Source organism: Thalassospira permensis NBRC 106175, from assembly GCF_000714555.1.
GTDB lineage: Bacteria > Pseudomonadota > Alphaproteobacteria > Rhodospirillales > Thalassospiraceae > Thalassospira > Thalassospira xiamenensis.
In genome coordinates this window covers 32,884-55,062 of the sequence record NZ_AUNC01000004.1, presented here as the reverse complement: position 1 = coordinate 55,062, position 22,179 = coordinate 32,884, and the positions used below count along the sequence as shown (strand labels likewise).

Genomic DNA, 22,179 nt, shown 5'->3' with positions numbered 1-22,179 from the left:
GCGCTCCCTTTTTTCGTTTATCGCTTGCGGGGATAGGCTGTCCGGGTTACATCCTCCGCCCCTTGAAAATGAAACGCCTTTGCCGGAGCCGCCATATGTCCGAAATTATCGCCCTTGATTTTGGTACGACCAATTCGGTGCTTGCCGTGGCCGACAGCAACGGCAATGTGCAATCGGCAACGTTTGAGGTCGGGCAGAACAGTTTCGATACCTATCGAACCATCCTGTATTTCTGGGAAGAACAGAAGCTGACCACACCCGGTGCGCCGATCAGTTTGCAAAGCTGTTCCGGGCCGTTTGCCATGGCCGAATATCTGAGGGAAAGTCAGGATTGCCGACTGATTCAGTCGATCAAATCCTATCTGGCGTCCAAGGATTTCGAGGGCACCGAGATTTTCGGCAATGTCTATACGATCGAAGATCTGATCGCGACGTTCCTGACCCAGATACATCATCACGCGCAATACAGCCTTGGCGGCCTTGGCTATCGGGTGATTTCCGGGCGTCCGGTCGCGTTTGCCGGAACAAATCCCGATAACGATTATGCCGAAATGCGCCTACGTGCGGCCTATGAGCAGGCCGGGTTCGAGGTCGAGGCCATGGTGTTCGAGCCCTTGGCGGCAAGCTATTATTACGGTCGGCAGCTTGATAAACCCGAAACCGTTCTGGTCGCCGACTTTGGCGGGGGTACCAGTGACTTTTCGGTGATCCGCTTTACACCGGGCATGGGGATTCGCGGGGTTCAGGCGCTTTCGCATACCGGTCTTGGCATTGCGGGCGACAGCTTTGATTACCGCATCATCCAGAAAGCCATCTGGCCGCGTCTTGGTTTTGGCAGCGAATATCGCACGATGGGGGCGGCATTGCCGGTGCCGCGCCAGTATTACACCGCGTTTTCGCGCTGGCATTACCTGTCGATGATGCGCCAGCCCAAGGTGATCAACGAAATCAGAAGCCTGATCCGGACCGCCGAACAACCCGACGATATCGAAGATCTGGTAACAATCATCGAAGAAGAACTGGGCTTCCACCTGTATCAGGCGGTGTCAAAAGCCAAGGCGGAGCTTTCAAGCGAGCAAAGCACGATCCTGCAATTCAATCATGCCGGGGTCGAGATCGAGGAACGCCTGACACGTGCCGATTTCGAAGCTGCGATTGCGCCTGATATCGCCGATATCGAAAAGGCCGCCAAGCTGTGTCTTGAGCAGGCGGGTATTCAGGCCCACGAAGTATCACGCGTTTTCATGACGGGTGGGACGTCCTATGTCCCGGCGGTGCGCAAAATCTTTGAAGACGGCTTTGGCCAGGAACGGGTCGAAATTGGTCAACCATTCCTGTCGGTTGCGCATGGTCTTGCGCTAATTGCAGCGGATGAGGGGATCGTTTAGCAACTAAAACTGCCCTGACACTGGGTTTCAAGCAGGATCACGGCCACCGTTATCAGGACAAACCCGATCACGCCAAGGCCGTAAAGCCACAGCGATTTCGGGTGGTTCTTTAAAATCCACGGCAGTATGCCGCCCATCAGGCACAGCACCGGAAACGCCAGAACGGCAAAAAACAGAAACCAGGTCAGGTTGTTTTCGTCCGAGCCCGGTGCATCGAATATCATCGGTGAAAACATCACCAGTGGGGCGGCCATCAAGGCACCCAGAATGGAAAGGACGGTAAGGCCGATCCGAAGGCCTTTTCTATGGTTCATTGCGCGTATCCGCTTTTTGTTTATCCCGGCAGTCTGCACAGCTTTGACGTGTGTGCAAGAAGTTGCAGGCAGGCGCATGTTTTTCACGATGCGAAATCGTCACTTCTTTTTGTGAAAGATCGATCACACTTATCTTCAGGTTATCAAGGGGCGGGCATTCGTTGCTGTATAAGGCCCGATGAGCTTTTTCAGGGAGGATGATTGATGAGCAGTGAAAGTGACGCACATGTTATTGCACGGTTGACGGGCCAGATGCTGCCGTCCCTTGCGTTGGCGGCAACCGATGGCCAGGCGGTTGATCTTGCGATCCTGACCGGGCGCAGCGTTGTCTATGCGTATCCGCGCACAGCCGAACCTGACAAGGCATCCCCCGATGGGTGGGATGAAATCCCCGGTGCAAAGGGCTGCACGCCGCAATCCTGTTCCTTCCGCGATCACGCCAAGGAGCTGTCGGCTGTGGGTGTGGATCACCTATTCGGGCTTTCCAGCCAGACCACGGAATATCAGAAGGAAGCTGCCGAACGGCTGCATCTGCCATTTGCGCTTTTGTCCGATGCCGATCACCGGTTCAAGGAATCCATGGCGATGCCGGACTTCATCATTGATGACATGCGGCTGTTCAAACGCCTGACCATGATCATTGATGATGGCAGGATTGCCAAGGTTTTCTATCCGGTTGATGCCCCGGCCGAGGATGCCGAAAATGTCTTGCGCTGGTGCCGTGATAATCCGAAGGGCTGATGGATTAAAATATCCGGTTTAAGCGCGCCCCGGATTAGGCTATTTCAATGAGCATGACAGACCATGCGCAAGAAAAGACATTTTTGGGAATAGAGCGATCCGTTACCGGTAAATGGTGGCGGGAACGCAATCTGGATGATCGGCTGGCAACCACCATTGCCCAGCGTTTTGGCGTTCCCGAAGTTGTCGGGCGGGTGATGGCGGCCCGCGATATCGGGCTGGATGATGCCGAAAGTTTCCTGAACCCGACCTTGCGCGACCTGATGCCCGATCCATCGACCTTGAAGGATATGGACAAGGCAGCCGCCCGTATTGCCGATGCGGTGATCAAGGGCGAGAATATCGCGGTTTTTGGCGATTATGACGTTGATGGCGCGACCAGTACCGCGCTGTTAAAGCGCCTTTTTGCGGCCCTTGGGCGCGATGTGGTCGTGCATATCCCGGACCGCCAGAAAGAAGGATATGGTCCCAATAGTCCGGCCTTGCTGGATTTGCAACGTCGTGGTGCCAATCTGATCCTGACGGTCGATTGCGGGGTGACGGCCTATGCACCGCTGACCGATGCCAGGGAAGCCGGGATCGAGATCATCGTCGTCGATCACCACGCGGCCGAGCCAGAATTGCCACCCGCCGTTGCGGTGGTCAACCCGAACCGACTTGACGATGAAAGCGGCCTTGGTCATTTGTGCGCCGCGGGTGTTGCCTTTTTGCTTTCGGTTGCGATCCTGCGCGAATTGCGTTCGCGCGGTTGGCTGGAACAGGCAGGCATTCGTGCGCCCGATTTGCGCAACTGGCTTGACCTTGTGGCACTTGGCACGGTTTGCGATGTGGTGCCGCTGCGCGGGCTTAATCGGGCATTCGTGACGCAAGGCATCAAGATCATGCGCCATCGCAACAATGTCGGCATGGCGGCGCTGGCCGATATTGCCGGGGTAAATGAAACGCCCAGTGCCTATCATCTTGGATTCATGCTGGGGCCGCGGGTGAATGCCGGTGGGCGTGTCGGGGAATCGTTCCTTGGGACGACGTTGCTTTCGGGCGATGATCCCGCCCAGGCGCTGGATATCGCGCGCAAGCTTGATGAATACAACCGTGAACGCAAGGCGATCGAGGATATCGTGCTTGATCAGGCGATCAGCGCGGTTGAAAGTCAATCAAAGGTTGGTGCAATGGTGCTGGTCGGCGGCGAAGACTGGCACCCTGGTGTGATCGGTATTGTTGCCAGCCGTTTGAAGGATCGTTACCACGTGCCGGCCCTTGTGATGGGCATGGTTGATGGCGTTTACAAAGGATCAGCGCGTTCGGTGCGCGGGATTGACCTTGGGGCCGCGATCATTGCTGCACGGCAGGCGGGGCTTTTGATCAATGGCGGCGGGCATGGGATGGCGGCTGGTTTCACCCTTGATCCGGAAAAACGCCCGGCATTCGAAGAATTTCTTGAAACCCGGTTTGCCAAAATCATCGCTGAAAATGATATTCGCCCGACCATGACGGTTGATGGTGGCCTGCATGCGATGGGGGCGACGCTTGATCTGATCGAGGCCCTCGAAAAGCTTGGCCCGTTTGGTGCAGGCAATGCCGAGCCGCGCTTTGTTTTCCCGGAATGCCGGGTAGTCAAGGCTGACGTAGTGGGCGCTGATCACGTGCGTTGCATATTATCGGGCAGCAATGGCAAGGGGCGCCTTAAGGCCATTGCATTTCGCAGCCTTGACAATGACATGGGCCAGACTCTGCTGAAGCATGGCGGGCGGCCCTTGCATATCCTTGGCCATTTGCGGCGCGACAGCTGGCAGGGGCGTGATGGTGTGCAATTGATGATTGACGACATTGCCCTACCGGTTCTCGGCTAAGGTACATTTTCAGGTCCTTGTACCGGGCCGTTAAAGCGGCCCGGTAACGCGCGGAATTAAATGCGGAAACTGCCTAGGCGTTCTTTCAGCTTTTGTCCGCGCGGCGTTCTTGCTGCCGATCAAGAATAATGGTGATCGCCTGCGACAATATGGTGGCCATCTCGCTGCTATCTCGATTATTTTCGAGGTTCTCGACGATCTGGTCATAGGCACCAATAATGTCATTGGCAATTTGAGGGCTGTTCGTGATGCCTTCGGCTGCGAGAAATCCGCTTATGATGGCGATAAGGACCTCGCGTTCTGCTGGCCCGGTACAATATGGATTTGGTGCCCGGGTTGTTTCAGGCTCGTTCACTGTATTCGGTTTCTTCGCGGTTCCCCTTGGGGGCTCACCTGTTGCGATCCACTGCAAAGAGATACCCTTTGAAATGGCAAGGCGGGCAACGCCGACAAAGCGAGGTTCCGATTGTGCCTGACACCATCTGTTCAATTGTTCAGGGATGATACCGGCGATCCGGGCCGCATCTTTTTTTCGATCAAACATATCGACGACATGGCGAATGCGATCCCCAAGCGCGCTATCAAGTACGGGCAAAGGGGCGTCTGTATCCCGCCTATCCATGATGCACGCAGTATATTGCCGGCTGTGAAACGTCGTTACCCGGTTTCCGCAAAATGCCGGAGTGACGAAATTTTTTAGTTGAATGTCGAATTTTTTCGTTGTAAATCTTGCTCATGTTCAACTTTAACTGGCTTTTTTAACCAAAGGGCTTGGTTTTGTTGTTCGGGCTTGGGGATCGGCGAAGAGTGGGCGCCGAAAGAATCGAAAACAGCATACTACATCAACATGTTCTAAAATTAGACTGCTACCCTTTCGGACGGAATCCATCTTGCACGTGGCATGTTAGCGTCACGTGAAGGCGCATTCTTGTTCAAATGGATGGTTCCCTTTGAATCTAGATATGTACGACGTTACTGGCAATCAACATGTCGGGCTACCATGTTGAATAAACAGGTTATGTGACAGTTCGTTCTTTCGGTCCTGCAAGTTTCTTTTTTGCGGCTTTTTGCATTTCATAGCTGACAGGGAAACATATGCGACGGACGGGTATATTCTTTCATCCAAAGGAGCGGCGAGGCATTACGATTTTGCGGCGCATTGTCGTAATTGTTGCCTTTGCTGCCGTCATCCTGTGGTCGCACGGTATGGTCGCAGCTGCCCAGACGGGGGATATGCTTGCCGCAGCCCGGTCGATAAAGATTTATACCGAGGATTTTGCACCCTTTAATTACATGTCGGATACGGGGTTGACCGGTGCCGGGACGGATGTGGTCCGTGAAATGGCCGCGCGTCTGGGGCATGACGGAAAATTTGAGGTGCTTCCGTGGAAACGGGCCCTGCAAATTGTCGACAATGAACCCGGCACGGCTGTTTTTTCAATGGTGCGAACGTCTGAGCGCGAAGATGAGTATAAATGGGTTGGGCCAATCATTGTGACGCGTGGCTGGCTTTATAAAATGACCGACAGCAACCTTGAAATCCGCGATTTGAGTGACGCACGCAAAGTTGCCGCCATCGGGGTGCAGGCAGGCGGTGCGGCGGAACGAATGTTGCGCGAACAGGGCTTTAAAAACCTTGCGGCACTTTATACACCTGGGAATGCGTTACAGCTTCTGGCCAGTGACCGGATAGACCTATGGGAAGCATCCGATCTGGTTCTGGAGCATCAGTGTCGCAAGTTCGGAATTGACCGGTCCGAAGTTGAACCGGTTATCGGCTTGGGAATTTACGAGCTTTATCTGGCATTTTCACTGCAAACGCCGGACTTCATCGTGGATCAATGGCAGATGGTTCTTAACGATCTGCGCAGTGACGGGACATTTGCCGAAATCGGCCGAAAATACGGTGTTTCGATGCTGCATGAGGGGGCCGAAGTTCCGTCAGGTGAAGAATTCAATCTGATGACGCGTTGATCGCGACAGAGGGTGATCTGAACCCGCCTGTGTCATTGCGCCAAACGTATCACGGCAATACATCAGGATATATCTTACGGGGGCTTGCGGGTATCCCGTGATCGGATTATGCCATTTGGCATCATGAATGATCATACAAAAACACCAAAGCAGGCCGTGCACGGGGTAGGGACATTTTTATGGATCCTGGCACCGGTCGTGCTTGCCTTTTCGCTCAGCCAGTTTTTCCGTTCTGCACAGGCCTTGCTGGCCGAATCCCTTCGGGCGGAGCTTTCGACCTCTCCCGAGGAACTTGGCCTGATATCGGGCAGTTTTCATTTTGCCTTTGCCTTGATGCAAATTCCCGTCGGTGTGATGCTGGACCGTTACGGGCCGCGTTTGACCAATGGTGTGATGATGATCATCACGGTGGCCGGTGTTCTGATCTTTGCCAATGCGCATAGTGTGGCGGGATTGATGATCGGGCAGGCGGTGATCGGCCTTGGCTGTTCAGCGGCCTTCATGGCGGCATTGGTGCTGGCATCGCGTTGGGTGGCACCGGAAAAGTTTGCCGCGACTTCTGGCCTGATTGTGGCGTTCAGTTTGCTGGGCGTTCTGGCATCGGCAACGCCATTGGCCGCCCTGATCGAACTGCGCGGCTGGCGCGACGTTTATTACGGGCTTGCCGTGCTCAGCGCGCTTTCGGTTGTTCTGACATTCACCATGGTGCGCGACGCACCGCCAAAGCACAGCTTCCATTCCCGAAAGGGCGAAACCGTGGGTGAGGCATTGCGCGGCATGATCTCTGTCTGGAAAAACCGGCAGGTCTGGTTTCTGGTTGGTGTTGCCTTCTTCAGCTATCCGGCGATCCTTACCGTACGTGGGCTTTGGGGCGGGCCGTACCTACAGGACGTCTTCCATCTCGGGGCGGTGGATGTTGGTAACGTTCTTTTGGTGATGACAATCGGCATGATCATCGGACCGCCCGCCTATGGGCAACTTTCGCGCCTGATGGGCGGTGCGGCACATCCCCTGATCGTCTTTGCCGTTCTGATTGCGGCTGTGCTGTGCCTGTTGCAGGCGCTGCTGGGGACGACAGCTCTTTGGCTCGCCGCGGTCCTGATGGTCGCACATGGGCTTCTGGGCAGCTGTGCAACGCTTAACTATGCCGCATCGCGGGCCGCGGTGCCCGAACATCTGATTGGCCGTGCCCTGACCACGGTCAATCTGGCGACCTTTGGCGGGCTGTTTGTCCTTCAGGGGATTGCAGGTGTGATCATTGGTCGGTTTGAGCCGGGCGCAACGGAGGGCTATCGCGTGATGTTTGCCTTCCTTGGTGTCTGCCTTGCGATTGCGGGAACGGCCTTCTGGATGGGAACCCGAAAACGGTCGAATTGATTTCAAGCGGTTTTGTGCGGGTGCCTTTGCGGTTGTCGTTGCGGACATGCGTTCGCATATGTGTTGGACAAGGATATTGCAGGATCGGACTATGATCCTTGCGGTTAAACAGGATGCTTGGATTTCCCGGCTTTTGGCGTGTTATCGCCCTATTTGCGGTGGGGGATTAAAAAAAACGTCACAGCGGCGAAAAACGCGCTTGACCTTGCCCGACCCAATCGCTAAAAACCGGCCTCGTTAACGCGCTGCGTCCCCTTCGTCTAGAGGCCTAGGACACTGCCCTTTCACGGCGGCAACAGGGGTTCGAATCCCCTAGGGGACGCCACTCGTTAACACGGACTGCATTTTGGTGACTGTGTCCCCTTCGTCTAGAGGCCTAGGACACTGCCCTTTCACGGCGGCAACAGGGGTTCGAATCCCCTAGGGGACGCCACCAAAGCAGACCATACATAAGATCGTACCGCGATCTGCGTCCCCTTCGTCTAGAGGCCTAGGACACTGCCCTTTCACGGCGGCAACAGGGGTTCGAATCCCCTAGGGGACGCCACTCGTTAACACGGACTGCATTTTGGTGACTGTGTCCCCTTCGTCTAGAGGCCTAGGACACTGCCCTTTCACGGCGGCAACAGGGGTTCGAATCCCCTAGGGGACGCCACCAAAGCAGACCATACATAAGATCGTACCGCGATCTGCGTCCCCTTCGTCTAGAGGCCTAGGACACTGCCCTTTCACGGCGGCAACAGGGGTTCGAATCCCCTAGGGGACGCCACTTTCTCTTAAAAAGATTGTTCAATCTGTGATGCTCGTTCGGTTCGCGACGGGCATTTTTCGTTTCAAGCCGTTCAGGCAATGGAAACGCTAAAATCCGAAACGATGCTGGCGCGATGTTTTCTTGTGCTGGCGATACCGCCGCGTCAGGCTTTCGCGTAATTGCTCCGCCGTCGGGCGTGGGATTTGCGGGATCAGGCGGGCCGGGGGCAGGGTGCTTTCGCCATTATCCTCGATCAATTCGACGGGGGCTGTTTCCTCGGCTTCGCCAAACAGGTCGGCAGGGTCGGCTGTTTCGGCCGGGAAAAGATCGGCAACGCCGACACCCAGCAGGCGATAACGCGTGCCATCGACTTCCTTTTTCAGAAGTGTCAGGGCTGTTTCAAGGATCAGATCTTCGCGCAATGTCGGGTAGGTCAGGCGCATATTGCGCGTGCGGGTTTTGAAATCGGCTGATTTCAGTTTCAGAACAACGGTATGGCCCGCGATTTCCTTGCGTGCGAGGTCACTGGCGACGCGCGCCGTCAGGCGTTTGGCGATATCGACCAGTTCATCTAGGTCGGAAATGTCTTCGTTAAAGGTTGTTTCCGATGACAGGCTTTTGCGTTCGCTGCTTTGTTCGACCCGGCGATTGTCCTGCCCGCGCGAAAAATAGAAGAACCGTTTGCCAATGCTGCCGTAACGGCCCTGCAAGGCATGTATATCAAGCTGTTGCATCTGTCCGATGGTGGTGATGCCATCGTCGCGCAGCTTGCGCTCCATCGCCGGTCCAACGCCCCACATCATGCGTACCGGTTTATCGGTAAGGAAGGATACGGCTTCTGCGGAGCCAATCATTGAAAAGCCGAACGGTTTATTGAGGTCGGATGCGATCTTGGCCAGAAATTTGTTGTAGGAAAGCCCGATGGAAACCGTGATGCCGACTTCGCGCCTGATTTCCGCCTGAAGATCAATCAGGCATTCGGCGGCTGTTTTACAATGCGTTCCTTGCGCATTGGTCAGGTCAAGAAACGCCTCGTCAATTGAAAGCGGTTCAATGTCCGGGGTTATGGCGCGCATCATGTCACGTACCCGGTATCCTTCGCGCTGATATTTCGCCATGTCGGGTTTCAGGAAAACACCGTCGGGGCAAAGTTCGCGCGCCTTGAAGGCTGGCATGGCGGATCGCACGCCGAATTTGCGCGCGACATAACAGCAGGTGGAAACCACCCCGCGATGCCCGCCGCCAATGATGACAGGCTGATCCATCAGTTCCGGTCGGTCACGCTTTTCAATCGAGGCATAAAACGCATCGCAATCCAGGTGCCCGATGAAAAGTTCGGGCAGTTCGGCATGCGCGATCCCGCGTTTTCCGCCACAGACCGGGCAGGGGGCATAGGCCCCTTCGCCGCTTTTGGGGAGCGGCCGGTCTGCATGGAAACGCCATTTGTGATGGCAATCGGGACAAAGCGCATAGATCATGCTTATTTGTACCGCTTTTGTTCCGTTTATGCCAAGCAAAGAAACGCGGCAAATCCCCGTCAGGTGACAGGATTTGTCAGGAGCAATAATCGGATTGGGGCGAGGTTAGCGTTTCTGTGCTGCGGCCGCACGTTTCGCACGGCGTTGACGGGCAATCATGTTGTCGATATAGCGCCCCTGGAACAGGGTAATGCCCAGCGACTGACCGAATTTGATCGCGGTCGGGCTGTCGCAACGGCACAGGATCACACGTTCCCGGCCAGAGTCTTTCACAAGATTGTCCATTTCGGAATATTTTTTGCGAATGACGTTGTCTGTCATTTCCTCGCGCCAGGCGACCTTGATGAAATCAGCCTTAAGGCTTTTGCGATCCACAAACGAAAGGGCTTCGACAGTCAGATTGTCGATCAAAACGCGATAGCCGCGTTCATGGAATTCGTCACGCAGCCGCAGATAGGTTTCGAGGTTTGAGAACAGATCGACCTGATTGAGCTCGATGATCACATTGCCCGGCCATTTTTTACGAACAACTTCATCGAACCGCTCGAAATCCTTGGATGTCAGCGTTTCCAGATTGAGGTTGATCGAGAATGAGCTGGCATGTGTCTTGAACGTCCGCTTGCACAGATAGTTCAGCATGCGTTTATCAAGCACTTCGGTCATATGCTGAAACAGCCAGCGGTTTGACGCAAGGTCAATGTTGGGCATGATCGCGTTGCGCAAGTCCGAGATCGAGACAAAGAATTCGTCAAAAACCGGATGCAGTTCCTTGGAGCCCGCGCGGGCAAACACGCAAACAGGTTGCTGGCGGATATGTTCGGAAAGATCAGCCGAATGAATGGTGTCTTCCAACTGGGCCAGATTTTCCGCATTGATCGGGCTCAGAACATTGGTTGGCTTCTGGGCCGGGCGCATATTGCTGCTTTGCTGCAGCTTTTTGGCGCGTTCATCAAGATGCTGGCACAGCAGCAGGAATTCCTGGAATTCCGTATTCAGATTGTACCATGTGCAGAATCCGGTTTCCTCGCTTTCGTCCTGCGAAAGCGGATCATCGCGGAACAGGTAGCGCAGCGTGTCAACTGCCGGTTCCACGTCGGCGATCGATTTGTCTTTCCAGATGAACAGAAGGTCATCGTTACTTAGGACAAAGATACGGCCGACATAAAGCTTTACGTAGCTTTCAAAGGTATTGGTCGCGACCCGGATATGATAATCGCGTCGGTGAAATGGCTTGAGCCGGGACAAATGGATATGAACAGCGCGGTGCCCGAATTTGCGGGTTTCCAGACGCTGGACATAATCAAGCATCAGGTATTCCTGAAGGGCCTGTTGGCCATATTGTTTGGGCTCAATCAATCTACTTCCCCGAAAGAGACAGGATTAATTCCTGATATTTTGAATTCATACAATGGTATGGGACGATCTATCAAACCATATTGTCCCTGAATGCCGCGTTAACAGGTGCGACAGTTATATAGTTTACTTTTACGAATTATATTTTGGACATGTCCTATTGCATAGTTTCTGACATTGGAAAATGCTTTTAACGAATTGTTCGCAGCCATCGGGCAGACTGGATCACCATCAGGGAAATGATGGGGCGGTGCGCGTTGGACTTGACGACAGCCTGCGAAACATGCTCCCTGAATTGTCTTTTAATAATAGGGGGTTGACACCATGAAGGTATCCGCAATGCGGACCGGGAACTGGCTGAAGATCGGCGGCAGAAGCCTTGCCGTTGTCGGCATGGTTTCATGGGTGTCTGGCTGTGCGCCACTGCTTGATCAGGATTTCTGGGACGAGGCGACTTCATTTACCGATGAAAATTATACCGCCAATGGTTTGCAGCAGCTTGCAACCGGCGATTATGCCTCTGCGGAAAAATTCTTTGACGAAGCATTGCGCAAAAATCCCCAGGACGGGCACGCGCTTTTGTGGCGGTCGGTGATGTATCAAAACACCAACCGTGCCGATCGTGCGCGGGATGGATACGATACCCTGATCGCCATGAACCCGCCCGGAACGGTTTTGATGACAACGGCCAACGGCACGCAACCGCGCCCGTTGCGCGATGCGGCTGAATTCAACCTGATGCGTTTGCAGCGCGGTCTTCCGGGATCGCTTAGCATCAATGATCAGATTGCGACGGCTCCGGCCGGGTTGGGGACGGCAAATCAATCCGTCATGGCACCGTCGAATGCCATGGTCGCACCCCCGATGGTCGCCAGCAGTCAACCGCGTGCGCGAAGTGCCGGTATGCCTGCCGGTGCTGCATTGAGCACGGGTGACGAAGCCGTCGCAAAGCGGTTTGCCATTCTGCGTGATTTACAGGCCGCTGGCCTTGTCACGCCGGAGGAATTTTCAGCGCGCCGGTCTGCCAATCTGGGGGCATTGCTGCCCATGAGCCAGTCAGCACCGGCGGCATTTCTGGATAATCCGCCACCGGACAGCACGCAAATCGAGCAGCGCCTGAACCAGTTGAACCGTGCCCTTCAGATCGGGGCGATCACGGTGCAGGAACATGTCAATGAACGTACCGCTATTCTGGATGCGCTTTTACCGGCCCAACCGCGCCAGCGCGCAACCCCGCCGCCGGCACCACAAGGCTTGATGGATGCCGCACGCCAGATCGCGCGTATCGAAGATTTTTCGCAGATGAAACTGGTGACGCCCGACGAATTCAAACGAGAGCGTGATGCAATCGAAGCCGCCATTGTCGAACCGGCAAAGGCCAATGTAACGACCTTAAGCGCGGGCGAGCCTGTTCGTCGTGTCGCCACCGGCGAAAGCCGTGCGGTTCAGTCGGGCGGCGAAATGGCAGCGGCCCCGACCATGGGGACGGCAAATCCGGTTGCTGCAACAGCCGGGGGCAAAAGCCTTCATCTGGCATCTTATCGCAATCAGGCACAGGCCGAACGCGGTTGGCAAATCCTGACACAACGTTATGCCGAGCTTGCGCCACTTCAGCACGGTGTCACGCAGGCAAACATTCCTGGCAAGGGGACCTATTTCCGTTTGATGGCGACCGGGCTTAGTGACAGTTCTGCCAGTGCAATCTGTGCTGAGCTTAAACGTCGCGGTCAGTTCTGCGAGGTCAAGTAACAGCGCTTTGCGTGCAACCTGACTGAAATCAGGCAGGTTTGCCGACGATCCGGATGTCCGACATGATCCTGATTTTCAGCGATTTTGGCGTAATCGGCCCTTATAGTGGGGCGATGCGTGCGGTTGTTCATCGCAATGCCCCCGACATTACGGTTTGCGATCTGATGGTCGATGCGCCGGATCGCAATCCACGTGCATCAGCCTATCTTCTGGCCGCATTGTCGCGCGAATTTCAACCGGGCGATGTCGTGCTTTGCGTCGTTGACCCGGGTGTCGGCAGCCAGCGTCGCGGCATTGTTGTTGAATGCGATGGCGTTTTTTACGTCGGTCCCGACAACGGATTGTTCGAAATACTGATCCGGCGGTCGAAAACATGCCGGGTGAGAGTGATCAACTGGCATCCCGAAAATGCATCGGCAAGCTTTCACGGGCGAGATATTTTCGCACCGGTGGCCTGCATGATTGCCAAGGGTGAACCTGTGGCACTTGGCGATATCGATGTCGGGTTGCGTTATGTCCCGCCCCAGAGCTGGCCGGATGAGCTTTCAGAAATCATTTATATCGACAGCTATGGCAATCTGATGACCGGTCTTCTTGCCGCACCGGGGTGGCAGAACCGCAATCTGAAGCTTTTGATCAACGGACAGTCTCTTTCGCCTGCCCGGACATTCTCCGATGTCGCGCTGGGGCAGGGCTTTCATTACCGAAATTCAATCGGACTTTGTGAGGTTGCCGTAAACTGTGGACGTGCCGATCAGGCGTTCGGGGCTGAGATCGGTACAGCGGTGTTTATCAAGCCGCAGAATTAGAACGCGGGTAATTTTCTTTTGCGAAATGAGTGTTATATTTCAACGGGATTGATGCATTCGTCTGTCGCGGACGACAGCCACAGACATATGTGAAGGGCAGCGAATGGCAATTGATGTAAAGTTCTGGGGAGTTCGTGGGAGCATTGCCTGTCCTTCCCCTGACCATGTTGTTTATGGCGGCAATACCAGTTGTGTCGAAATGCGGATCGGTGATCATACCCTGATCTTTGACGCCGGAACCGGTATTCGCAATCTTGGCAAGGATCTGATCCGGCGCAAGGTAACCGAAGCCAGCATTTATCTGACGCATACCCACTGGGACCATATCAACGGGTTCCCGTTTTTTGTCCCGGCCTATAATCCTGCTGCACGTTTTCACGTGCTGGCCGGACATTTGAAAGAGCAGGGCGGGGTCGAGCGCGTGTTTTCGGCCCAGATGGCGGATCCAACCTTTCCGGTACCGCTTTCGGCCATGAAGTCAAAACTGACATTCGAAGATTTCACGGTCGGGACGGTTTTATACCCGGCCGATGGGATTGCCGTTAGGACCGCGCCGTTGCGTCATCCCAACGGGGCGACGGCGTATCGCGTGGAGCATGGCGGCAAGTCTGTCTGTTATGTCACCGATACCGAACATATGCCGGGCCAACCTGACGAGGTGGTTCTTGATTTCATCCGGAATGCTGATCTCGTGATTTATGACAGCACTTACACCGACGATGAATTCCCGGCCAAAGTTGGCTGGGGGCATTCGACCTGGCAGGAAGGAGTTCGGCTGTGTCAGGCGGCAAACGTCAAACGGCTTGCCCTGTTTCATCATGAGCCCGATCACAATGATGCGGTAATGGCCGGGATCGAACAGCAGGCACGCAGCCAATGGTCAAATGTCTTTGCCGCGCGCGATGAAATGGTCGTCGTTATCGAATAGGGTACCCGGCAGAACGCGCACCACCAACATCAGAATACGCGCGAATATTTTGGGAAAATGCGAATTTCAATACGGCGGTTGGCTTCGCGGTTTTCTTCGATCGGGTTGCCATCATCGCCGCGGTTTGGCAATTTCGGCTTGGTATCGCCATAGGAAATTGCCCGCATGCGGTCACTTTCCGGATCAACCCCGACCGCGCTTAAAAAGCGCACAACGGCAATGGATCGCCCGGCCGCCAGTTCCCAGTTCGACGGGAAACGTGGTGTGTTGATCGGGCTGTCGTCAGTATGCCCGGTCACTTCGACCTGAAAGCCAAGATAACGGGGTTCTTTTAACAGGTCCCCAACATCTTTAAGGAACAGGACCGCATCCTGCGTCAAATTGGCTGATCCGGGATGGAAAAATGCGCCGCCGCCAAGTTCCATCAGAATACCTTCGTCGTCGGTCGAAACATTGACGGCACTATCCATTGATGTGTTGAACACAACATCCTTCAGATCGGTTTCGAGAACCTGCGTCGGGCGGACGATCTCGCGTTTGCCAATCTGTTCGGCAATACCTGATTGTACTTTTTCGAAAAGAGGGATTTCGACCTTGGAAAAGCTGACCAGCATCACAAAGAACGCCATCAGAAGCGTGATCGCATCGGCATAGGTTACGATCCAGTCTTCTTCGACCAGTTCTTCCTGGCGTCGCCCCATCGGTGATTTGCGTCGGGCCATCATGGCCTCCTGTCGTCAAGCATATTGTCTGTGGCCGCTATTTTGCGGACTTGTCGATATTGAAATGGATCGCCGGATCAAGGAACGAATTCATTTTGTCCTGTATGGCGCGCGGTCCCTTGCGATCGGCTAGCATGATCAGGCCTTCGGCAATCAGGTAATTGCGAAACCGCATGATTTCCTCGCGCTGCTGGATTTTGCTGGCGGCCGGCATGAAAAAGAATCTGGCGGCGACAATCCCGTAAAGGGTCGTGATCAGCGCAATCGCAAGACCCGAACCAAGCTGTGTCGGATCATCGGCCATTTTATCAAGCATGATGACAAGACCAACCAGCGTTCCGATCATGCCAAATGCCGGCGCGGCACCCGCCATGCTTTTCAGGATGGATACAGGTACCAGATTTCGGCTGAACGCGTTTTCAATCGCGTTATGGAGCATTTCGGCGGTTTCATCACCGTTATAACCGGTGATGACGACTTCCATCGCCCAGCCCAGAAATGGCTCGTCCTTGCCGACGCGCTGTGCTTCCTGCTCCAGCGCGTTGATGCCTTTTTTCTGAAGCAGATAGCCCCATTTGACCACACGGCCGACTTCGCCGGTCAATTGGCCCCGGCCCATCTGCGGTGCCCGAAAGATTTTGAAAATCAGCTTGAGCGCAAGCAGAACATAGCGTGCTTCGTAGGCAATAAAAGTCGCTGCCAAGGTCCCGCCGATCACCATCAACGCACTCGACAGACTGATAAACACAAAATAGTTGTCGGTCGAAATAAAGATGGAGCCGACAAAAAGCCCCAAACCGACCAGAATCCCCAAGATCGTCGTAAAAGACATTGTCTTTTATTTTCTCCAAGCGTGAGCCGCTCGAATACCCCCAACCCGATTAGAATTTTAAAGGTTTAACACCTTTTTTTCAGAATAGACAAATTGGCGGTTATCGTCAGGTTAATTTTGATGCCAAGATTTTGCCGGGGAATTGCTGTACACCAAAAAAACAAGCCCCGCACCACCAGAAATGGTGCGAGGCACAAAATGCAGTTCCGGAAAATTTCAGGATCAAGCCGACCGGATACTGATCAGGAAACTATCGACCTCTCGGCGAAGTTCTGTCGAAAGTTGCCCCAGTTCTTCAGCCACATTCAGGACCTGGTGGGCGGCCTGATCGGTTTCGGCCACCGTATCGCTGACGCGTTCGATATTGCTGCTGACTTCCTGCGTGCCAATAGCGGCCTGTTCGACATTCTGTGCAATTTCGCCGGTGGCATCGGCCTGTTCACGAACTGCATCGGAAATCGTGTTTGTGATGTCGGTAATCCGCGAAATAACGTTGGAAATGTCGTCCATTGACTGGACCGTTTTGCCGGTTTCTTCCTGGATGGCCAAAATCTGTTCGGAAATTTCGCTGGTTGCGCGTGCCGTCTGGTTGGCAAGGTTTTTGACCTCTGCGGCAACAACGGCAAAACCTTTACCTGCTTCGCCTGCGCGGGCGGCCTCGATGGTTGCGTTAAGCGCCAGAAGGTTGGTTTGACCAGCAATGTCACTGATCAGTTCGACAATCTCGCCAATGCGACCGGCGGCTTCTGAAAGTCCGGCGACGGTCTTGCTGGAAACTTCGGCTTCGCGCGATGCTTCGGCGGTGATTTCGGTTGAATGATGCGCCTGATTGCCGATCTGGGTGATCGAATGCGACAGATTTTCCGCTGCGTCGGCCACGGTGCGGACATTAACCGTGGCTTCTTCGGAGGCGGCAGCAACGGTTGTGGCACTTTTGCTTGCCAGATCGGCGGCACCGACCAAGGCACGGGCCGTGCTTTGCATCCGGTCGGCCGATGTGGAAACCGAACCGACAATATTGGCAATTACCCCTTCGAACCCGCCAATGTGTTTTTCAAGCGTTTTCATGCGTTTTTCGCGCTTGCGCGATGCCGCTTCCTGTTCGACTTCCATGCGTTTTTTTGCAATCGCATTGGTGCGGAACACATCGACCGATTGTGCCATGCGACCGATTTCGTCCTTGCGGTCAAGGTCATGGATGATCAGGTCGGTTTTGCCATCGGCAAGTTCGGTCATCACCGAACCCAGCTTGCTAAGCGGTTCGGTAACGATTTTCGACAGCAGCAACCGCATGCCAAAGATGGTGGCAAGTGCAATGACGATGCCGCCAATCACAATACCGATCAGGATCTGATTGGTTTTCGCCTGTTCGGGGGCAACCGAAAGACTTGATGACAGAACTGCAATCACGTCGCCCTTTTCGGCTTCCATTGCGCCATGGCAGCTAAAGCAAACCTCGCGTTCGGCACCTTTGGTCACACCAAGAACAATTGGCATCGACAGGCGATAGGTGCCTTCGTCGGTATAACGTCCAATGGTTTGACCGGTTTCAATGGCTTCCTGATCAATCGCATCGCGCGGCGTTTTCAGGTCCTTGTCGCCATATTCCTTCATATAGGCCAGCGTGGTCGGGCCCCATGCCGACCATAATTCGCCGGGATAATCCAGATTTCGGCTTTCAAACCAGTTGTTGAAAACATCAATACCGATGTCATCAGAGTCATCAGGACGGGCGGCCATCACATTTACAATCAGCGCATGAAGCGATGTCAGTTCATTCTGGCTTAGCTGATTAAGCTTGGCATCCATTGCCTTTTCTTCGGCAAACATCATCATGGCAAGTGCGATGATCACCGTGGAAGTAACGCCGAAGGCCGACGCCCACATAAAGCGTTTGCGAATGCCCATGGCATTGAAAGCCGATAACAACTTCATCACTGATCCCCGAATGGATTATGCAAATGCACGCGCACAGACCATCAATGATCCACTGATGGTCCGTATCAAACTGTCCCGAATGCAGCATCGGACCATGCGGGATGCAGGTCTTTGATTTGTCTCAAGTCGGATGGCAAAATGGCTGGATCATTCGGATAGGTAAGGGCGCGCCGGTATAGTTCGCGGGGGCGGAAACTTGTCATCTGGTAACTGGCAGGGCATAAGGCGCGTGGTTGTCATATCAGAACAGGAAACATCATGAGCATTTCATTCTCGGACGCGCAGAAAAAGCTCGAACAGATCACAACCGAAATGCTGGAGCTGATCCGAAAATATGGTCTGGATGCTGAAAGTCCGTTTGATGTGATCCCGGTTGCACGCGCCAAAATCGACAACCAGCAGGACTATATCCGGTTTCTGGAGCTGTCGATCGAAGGCCGTATCTACGGCGAATATGCCGATGCGCTGCAAAAGAAGTTTGATGAAGAAGCGCGTCAGGCCGAAGCCCAGAAAAAGATGCACTGAACCGGGCTGGCTATTCACCGTTTGGCGTCTTTTTTCTGTCTGATAGCAGTTTGTTCTGATTGCATTTTTTCCGATTAAGGCGAGGTGTCACAAAATATTCCCGATCTTGTCACCGTCCTGCCGTTGAGAGGCGGCCTTTAGGGGATTATATCGCTGCTTGACGATGCGCTGGCAAAGCCGGGCGTCGTTATTCCGAAGGGGATTGTCATTCGGAACATCACGAGCAACAGGATGGCTGACATGAACAAAAGTTATGTCCAGACCTTGATGGAAGTCGAAAAAGTATTTGGTCAGATCAATGACCATGATTACCGCCTTTATCGCGCAGTATGGGGTAACCGGCAGGCCGCCGGGACCGGTTTGCCGCGTGGTACACGTGCTGAAATCAGCAAGAAACTTGCAAATGACTTTGTCACGGCAAACAACGCCGTAATGCATCGAAACACGGCGCACGCGGCCTAGCTGCGATTGCAGGCGGCAAAGCCGATTTGCTGCCAATATTCGGGAACGCTTGATTTTAAACCGCCATCTGGTGTTAAAGATGGCGGTTTTGTTTTTCAGGTTAACCCCGGCCGGAGTTCTCCCATGTCGATCAAGTCGCTGATCCGTACCATTCCCGATTACCCGAAAAAGGGGATCATGTTTCGCGATATCACGACCCTGTTTGCCGATGCAGATGGTTTGCGTGATGTGATCGACAGTTTTGCTGCCGAATTTCAGGATAAACAGATCGACGTGATCGTCGGGATTGAGGCGCGCGGTTTTATCATCGGCCCGGCGGTCGCCGTAGCCCTTGGTGTCGGTTTTGTTCCGATCCGCAAACGCGGCAAACTTCCTGCTGAAACCATCGAAGTCGAATATGAACTGGAATATGGATCGGATGTGATCGAAATGCACACCGATGCGATCAAGCCCGGACAGCGTGTTCTGGTGATGGATGATCTGATCGCAACCGGTGGCACGGCTCTTGCCGCGATTGATCTGATCGAAAAGGCAGGCGGCGAAGTTGCCGGTTGTGCCTTTATTATCGATCTTCCTGATATTGGCGGGGCACAAAAAATCCGTGATCGCGGTGTCAATGTCTTCCATCTGGTCGAATTTGACGGCGACTAATGCTTCAAAATAGCTCGATACCCACTGAAAATGACGATTCTTGTCTCTTTTGAGCCGTAATTCGGATATAATCTTACGGTTGAATAATGCTGTAGCATGTTCCGGTTTCGGCTGGAGAGAGGAAAATGGTCGTACCTGTCGTCAACAACCAGTCCATAAGCCAGGTCAGCCAGTATGGCCGACTTGCGGCTGCTGGTGCGCGCGGTGTGGCGACGGTTGACCGCAATAGCCAGATTCAGGCTCCCAGCGAACATTACACTTATGACCCGGATAATGACGGTATCCTGTTCAATGCCTATATCGATGGCAAAGGCAAACAGCAATCCGGGCAGGGAAGTGCGGGTGATCAGAAAGACCAGCGCGCCGAACAAAGCCGTCTGTCGGCGGCTCGTCGGGCAAGCGACCGCGAAGGTGCGATTTCACCCGAAAGCGATATCGATTTCGTAAGCCTTCTTGATCCGGAAATTCCATTCGATCTAAGCGCGAATAGCGGAACATCATTCTATGCGGTGGTTAATGCTGTTGTGCATGGTGCGGGTATTCGCGGCACACGGGTTGATGCTTTGATCTGATCGCCTGCCGGATTTCCCTGAAAAGTGAATACATTCCGTTCCGGTCCTTGTTGTCGTGCCCAAGCGGCATTATGATCGTGATCCGCCATGCGTTTCGTTTGCTGGGGCAGATATGCAGAACAAGCCGGTCCTCAATTCCGTATTCGAAGCCGTTTTTCGCCTGATTGATCATGCATTAAACGACAACGAATATCTGCAACCGCAAAAGCTTCATCGTCTGCTGTATCTGGCGCAGGCCTATTACGGGGCCAATTATCACGGTCGCATGTTGATGCCCGCTGTTTTCATCGCAGATGATATTGGTCCGATTGAACCGAACGTCTATGCCGTCATGGAAGAAAGTCGTCCGGATGTGCGGCTTAAATCGGTTGATCCCAAAACGCAGCATTTTATCGAAAGTATCTGGTCGCAGTTTGGTCATCACTCTGTCGAACATCTTAGCGAAACCGTGCGCAATCATCCGCCTTATCTTGATGCATATAAACAGGGGCCGGGGACAGTGATCCCGTTTCAGGTGATGGTGGATTTCTATGCCTCGGTCCGTAAAAGTGCCACCACGCCTGAGGCAAAAGAAGTTGTCCGCCCGCGTGTCATGCGTTCGCATAAGGGCAAACCGGTTGCGACCACCGATTGGTTGCCCCGTCGAATCAAATAATTTTCGGTTTTTGCTCGGACCTATTGTCCAATCTGAATGTCTTCGCACGGATCGGCACGTGGCAGATCATTTGTGAACCACATGAAATCCGCCACATTTTCTGATCCCATCCGAAGCGCATAATCACGCACACCAGGAAGGTCTTCACCCGGGTCATCTGCCTCGACCAGAATGACAACTGCAATGTCGTTATCGTCGATATCAGGTGCATAACGCCGCAGATGGTAGGGTACCGCAATGTCATCACGCACATGCATGGCACCGGCAATCAGGAATGCGCCATCCGGGCTAATGGTTTTGTTCGCATCAATCATCGCGCGCGCAAGCGACGCATCGCGGGCAAACTGCACAAGCGAAAAGTCAGGTAATTGCGATTTGGGTAACATGTTGCAATGACCGACTGCAATTTCCTGATCAAATCGTGCGGCAATATCATCGGGTAGCGCCGGCAGGGAGAGCTTTTGCGCAAGCTCGGTCGGCAGGGCGCTGATACCTTCGTTGATCATGGGCCGCAGGACATCCCGGGGCAGATTGCCTGCAACCATCGGCAGCCCGTTTTCCTTTGCCGCCTCGGCAATCGGGGCATAGTCATGCCATGATGGCCAACCACTTTCGCCCCACTTCATTTCACTGCCAAGTTCCTCGGGCGGTACAGCCTGCCAAGCCAGATCAAGGCTTTCCTGCTGGTCGCGATTAAACATTTCCCAGACAACTGCACGCTTGGTGCCTTCGCGTTTGCTTAGCGCGCGGACCAATTGTGCCTGATGATGATGATGGATCGGATTGTCGTGTTTTTCCCCGATCAGGATAAAACGCGTCCCGGCAAGATGCGAAACCAAGTCGTCAAACATGATATAGCGCTGCCCGGCCATATCGAAAATCAGTCCCGGTGCCGGGGGCAGGGAATTGGCATCGGGAATATCACGCATGCCTGCCGGTTGGCTTGAGGTGCGGGCTTGCGCCTGCGCCGAACGAACCGGAAATTCCGTCGCCGCGATCATTGCTGCAAAAGCAAGACACAGCGAAAGTGATTGTTTGAAACAAGATCGTGTGCGGGCACGAAACACAGTTTTCATCACGCGTGGAATTTCCAGTCCGTTGATTGGCCGA

21 protein-coding genes and 5 tRNA genes are annotated in these 22,179 nt (G+C 54.1%); 18 read left to right on the top strand and 8 right to left on the bottom strand.

Going from position 1 to position 22,179, the window contains the following annotated elements:
- Positions 1-95: 95 nt before the first annotated feature.
- Complete coding sequence (locus SMB34_RS03680) at positions 96-1,388, top strand: Hsp70 family protein (protein WP_037987717.1); 1,293 nt, start codon at positions 96-98, stop codon at positions 1,386-1,388.
- On the opposite strand, the gene SMB34_RS03675 is transcribed toward SMB34_RS03680, so the two are convergent.
- Positions 1,385-1,702: a hypothetical protein gene (locus SMB34_RS03675; RefSeq protein ID WP_007091614.1), complete on the bottom strand. Its 318-nt coding sequence runs from the start codon at positions 1,700-1,702 to the stop codon at positions 1,385-1,387. The genes SMB34_RS03680 and SMB34_RS03675 overlap by 4 nt on opposite strands.
- A gap of 204 nt (positions 1,703-1,906) precedes the next feature.
- On the opposite strand from SMB34_RS03675, the gene SMB34_RS03670 reads away from it, so the two are divergent.
- The gene (locus tag SMB34_RS03670) at positions 1,907-2,443 is read left to right on the top strand and encodes a peroxiredoxin (protein WP_007091613.1); all 537 of its coding nucleotides are present in this window, start codon (positions 1,907-1,909) and stop codon (positions 2,441-2,443) included.
- 47 nt (positions 2,444-2,490) lie between these two features.
- The gene (recJ, locus tag SMB34_RS03665) at positions 2,491-4,293 is read left to right on the top strand and encodes a single-stranded-DNA-specific exonuclease RecJ (RefSeq protein WP_084716476.1); all 1,803 of its coding nucleotides are present in this window, start codon (positions 2,491-2,493) and stop codon (positions 4,291-4,293) included.
- An 85-nt stretch (positions 4,294-4,378) separates the two neighbouring features.
- Here recJ and SMB34_RS03660 read toward each other — a convergent pair whose 3' ends face one another.
- Positions 4,379-4,888, bottom strand: a complete 510-nt coding sequence (locus SMB34_RS03660; protein ID WP_037987716.1) for a hypothetical protein — start codon at positions 4,886-4,888, stop codon at positions 4,379-4,381.
- A gap of 554 nt (positions 4,889-5,442) precedes the next feature.
- On the opposite strand from SMB34_RS03660, the gene SMB34_RS03655 reads away from it, so the two are divergent.
- The 7 genes from SMB34_RS03655 (at position 5,443) to SMB34_RS03625 (ending at position 8,413) form a co-directional block, all read left to right on the top strand.
- Entirely contained in the window at positions 5,443-6,267 is an 825-nt protein-coding gene (locus SMB34_RS03655; protein WP_037987714.1) for a substrate-binding periplasmic protein, read from the top strand.
- Between the two features lie 123 nt (positions 6,268-6,390).
- The gene (locus tag SMB34_RS03650) at positions 6,391-7,644 is read left to right on the top strand and encodes an MFS transporter (RefSeq protein ID WP_139328168.1); all 1,254 of its coding nucleotides are present in this window, start codon (positions 6,391-6,393) and stop codon (positions 7,642-7,644) included.
- Between the two features lie 249 nt (positions 7,645-7,893).
- Positions 7,894-7,969: transfer RNA gene (locus SMB34_RS03645), tRNA-Glu, on the top strand.
- Between the two features lie 32 nt (positions 7,970-8,001).
- A tRNA-Glu gene (locus tag SMB34_RS03640) sits at positions 8,002-8,077 on the top strand.
- 38 nt (positions 8,078-8,115) lie between these two features.
- A tRNA-Glu gene (locus tag SMB34_RS03635) sits at positions 8,116-8,191 on the top strand.
- Positions 8,192-8,223: 32 nt separating this feature from the next.
- Positions 8,224-8,299: transfer RNA gene (locus tag SMB34_RS03630), tRNA-Glu, on the top strand.
- Between the two features lie 38 nt (positions 8,300-8,337).
- A tRNA-Glu gene (locus SMB34_RS03625) sits at positions 8,338-8,413 on the top strand.
- A gap of 89 nt (positions 8,414-8,502) precedes the next feature.
- Here the strand turns inward: SMB34_RS03625 and SMB34_RS03620 are convergent.
- Together SMB34_RS03620 and SMB34_RS03615 are read right to left on the bottom strand one after the other, a co-directional pair.
- Positions 8,503-9,873, bottom strand: a complete 1,371-nt coding sequence (locus SMB34_RS03620; RefSeq protein WP_037987713.1) for a DNA polymerase IV — start codon at positions 9,871-9,873, stop codon at positions 8,503-8,505.
- 105 nt (positions 9,874-9,978) lie between these two features.
- The gene (locus SMB34_RS03615) at positions 9,979-11,229 is read right to left on the bottom strand and encodes an EAL domain-containing protein (protein ID WP_007091607.1); all 1,251 of its coding nucleotides are present in this window, start codon (positions 11,227-11,229) and stop codon (positions 9,979-9,981) included.
- Positions 11,230-11,550: 321 nt separating this feature from the next.
- Between SMB34_RS03615 and SMB34_RS03610 the strand changes: the two genes are divergently transcribed.
- The 3 genes from SMB34_RS03610 to SMB34_RS03600 all read left to right on the top strand — a co-directional run bounded on the left by SMB34_RS03610 (position 11,551) and on the right by SMB34_RS03600 (position 14,712).
- Positions 11,551-12,975 carry a tetratricopeptide repeat protein gene (locus SMB34_RS03610; RefSeq protein ID WP_037987712.1) on the top strand — a complete coding sequence of 475 codons (1,425 nt, stop codon included), beginning with the start codon at positions 11,551-11,553 and terminating at the stop codon, positions 12,973-12,975.
- Between the two features lie 62 nt (positions 12,976-13,037).
- A complete protein-coding gene (locus SMB34_RS03605) occupies positions 13,038-13,784 on the top strand; it encodes an SAM hydrolase/SAM-dependent halogenase family protein (protein ID WP_037987774.1) in 747 nt (248 codons plus the stop codon).
- Positions 13,785-13,887: 103 nt separating this feature from the next.
- On the top strand, positions 13,888-14,712 hold the full coding sequence (locus SMB34_RS03600; RefSeq protein ID WP_037987710.1) for an MBL fold metallo-hydrolase: 825 nt from the start codon (positions 13,888-13,890) through the stop codon (positions 14,710-14,712).
- A 29-nt stretch (positions 14,713-14,741) separates the two neighbouring features.
- Here SMB34_RS03600 and SMB34_RS03595 read toward each other — a convergent pair whose 3' ends face one another.
- From SMB34_RS03595 to SMB34_RS03585, 3 genes are all read right to left on the bottom strand, one after another.
- The gene (locus SMB34_RS03595) at positions 14,742-15,434 is read right to left on the bottom strand and encodes an OmpA/MotB family protein (RefSeq protein WP_051682111.1); all 693 of its coding nucleotides are present in this window, start codon (positions 15,432-15,434) and stop codon (positions 14,742-14,744) included.
- A gap of 37 nt (positions 15,435-15,471) precedes the next feature.
- Positions 15,472-16,266: a motility protein A gene (locus SMB34_RS03590; RefSeq protein ID WP_007091602.1), complete on the bottom strand. Its 795-nt coding sequence runs from the start codon at positions 16,264-16,266 to the stop codon at positions 15,472-15,474.
- 222 nt (positions 16,267-16,488) lie between these two features.
- Complete coding sequence (locus tag SMB34_RS03585; RefSeq protein WP_240478737.1) at positions 16,489-18,201, bottom strand: methyl-accepting chemotaxis protein; 1,713 nt, start codon at positions 18,199-18,201, stop codon at positions 16,489-16,491.
- A gap of 261 nt (positions 18,202-18,462) precedes the next feature.
- Between SMB34_RS03585 and SMB34_RS03580 the strand changes: the two genes are divergently transcribed.
- The 5 genes from SMB34_RS03580 (at position 18,463) to SMB34_RS03560 (ending at position 21,069) form a co-directional block, all read left to right on the top strand.
- A complete protein-coding gene (locus SMB34_RS03580) occupies positions 18,463-18,729 on the top strand; it encodes a hypothetical protein (protein ID WP_037987706.1) in 267 nt (88 codons plus the stop codon).
- A 240-nt stretch (positions 18,730-18,969) separates the two neighbouring features.
- Positions 18,970-19,191: a hypothetical protein gene (locus tag SMB34_RS03575; RefSeq protein ID WP_007091599.1), complete on the top strand. Its 222-nt coding sequence runs from the start codon at positions 18,970-18,972 to the stop codon at positions 19,189-19,191.
- Positions 19,192-19,314: 123 nt separating this feature from the next.
- On the top strand, positions 19,315-19,842 hold the full coding sequence (locus SMB34_RS03570; protein WP_007091598.1) for an adenine phosphoribosyltransferase: 528 nt from the start codon (positions 19,315-19,317) through the stop codon (positions 19,840-19,842).
- 125 nt (positions 19,843-19,967) lie between these two features.
- Positions 19,968-20,414 (top strand): hypothetical protein, encoded by a 447-nt coding sequence (locus SMB34_RS03565; RefSeq protein WP_037987704.1) that lies wholly within the window; start codon positions 19,968-19,970, stop codon positions 20,412-20,414.
- A 112-nt stretch (positions 20,415-20,526) separates the two neighbouring features.
- Entirely contained in the window at positions 20,527-21,069 is a 543-nt protein-coding gene (locus SMB34_RS03560) for a Panacea domain-containing protein (protein WP_007091596.1), read from the top strand.
- Between the two features lie 20 nt (positions 21,070-21,089).
- Here SMB34_RS03560 and SMB34_RS03555 read toward each other — a convergent pair whose 3' ends face one another.
- Positions 21,090-22,145, bottom strand: a complete 1,056-nt coding sequence (locus SMB34_RS03555) for a ChaN family lipoprotein (RefSeq protein ID WP_037987702.1) — start codon at positions 22,143-22,145, stop codon at positions 21,090-21,092.
- Between the last annotated feature and the right edge of the window lie 34 nt (positions 22,146-22,179).

Coding starts and splice junctions, on each gene's coding strand:
- SMB34_RS03680 (WP_037987717.1), top strand. CDS start 96: ATGTCCGAAATTATCGCCCTTGATTTTGGTACGACCAATTCGGTGCTT.
- SMB34_RS03675 (WP_007091614.1), bottom strand. CDS start 1,702: ATGAACCATAGAAAAGGCCTTCGGATCGGCCTTACCGTCCTTTCCATT.
- SMB34_RS03670 (WP_007091613.1), top strand. CDS start 1,907: ATGAGCAGTGAAAGTGACGCACATGTTATTGCACGGTTGACGGGCCAG.
- recJ (WP_084716476.1), top strand. CDS start 2,491: ATGAGCATGACAGACCATGCGCAAGAAAAGACATTTTTGGGAATAGAG.
- SMB34_RS03650 (WP_139328168.1), top strand. CDS start 6,391: ATGAATGATCATACAAAAACACCAAAGCAGGCCGTGCACGGGGTAGGG.
- SMB34_RS03620 (WP_037987713.1), bottom strand. CDS start 9,873: ATGATCTATGCGCTTTGTCCCGATTGCCATCACAAATGGCGTTTCCAT.
- SMB34_RS03610 (WP_037987712.1), top strand. CDS start 11,551: ATGAAGGTATCCGCAATGCGGACCGGGAACTGGCTGAAGATCGGCGGC.
- SMB34_RS03605 (WP_037987774.1), top strand. CDS start 13,038: ATGATCCTGATTTTCAGCGATTTTGGCGTAATCGGCCCTTATAGTGGG.
- SMB34_RS03600 (WP_037987710.1), top strand. CDS start 13,888: ATGGCAATTGATGTAAAGTTCTGGGGAGTTCGTGGGAGCATTGCCTGT.
- SMB34_RS03595 (WP_051682111.1), bottom strand. CDS start 15,434: ATGGCCCGACGCAAATCACCGATGGGGCGACGCCAGGAAGAACTGGTC.
- SMB34_RS03590 (WP_007091602.1), bottom strand. CDS start 16,266: ATGTCTTTTACGACGATCTTGGGGATTCTGGTCGGTTTGGGGCTTTTT.
- SMB34_RS03585 (WP_240478737.1), bottom strand. CDS start 18,201: ATGAAGTTGTTATCGGCTTTCAATGCCATGGGCATTCGCAAACGCTTT.
- SMB34_RS03580 (WP_037987706.1), top strand. CDS start 18,463: ATGAGCATTTCATTCTCGGACGCGCAGAAAAAGCTCGAACAGATCACA.
- SMB34_RS03575 (WP_007091599.1), top strand. CDS start 18,970: ATGAACAAAAGTTATGTCCAGACCTTGATGGAAGTCGAAAAAGTATTT.
- SMB34_RS03570 (WP_007091598.1), top strand. CDS start 19,315: ATGTCGATCAAGTCGCTGATCCGTACCATTCCCGATTACCCGAAAAAG.
- SMB34_RS03565 (WP_037987704.1), top strand. CDS start 19,968: ATGGTCGTACCTGTCGTCAACAACCAGTCCATAAGCCAGGTCAGCCAG.
- SMB34_RS03560 (WP_007091596.1), top strand. CDS start 20,527: ATGCAGAACAAGCCGGTCCTCAATTCCGTATTCGAAGCCGTTTTTCGC.
- SMB34_RS03555 (WP_037987702.1), bottom strand. CDS start 22,145: ATGAAAACTGTGTTTCGTGCCCGCACACGATCTTGTTTCAAACAATCA.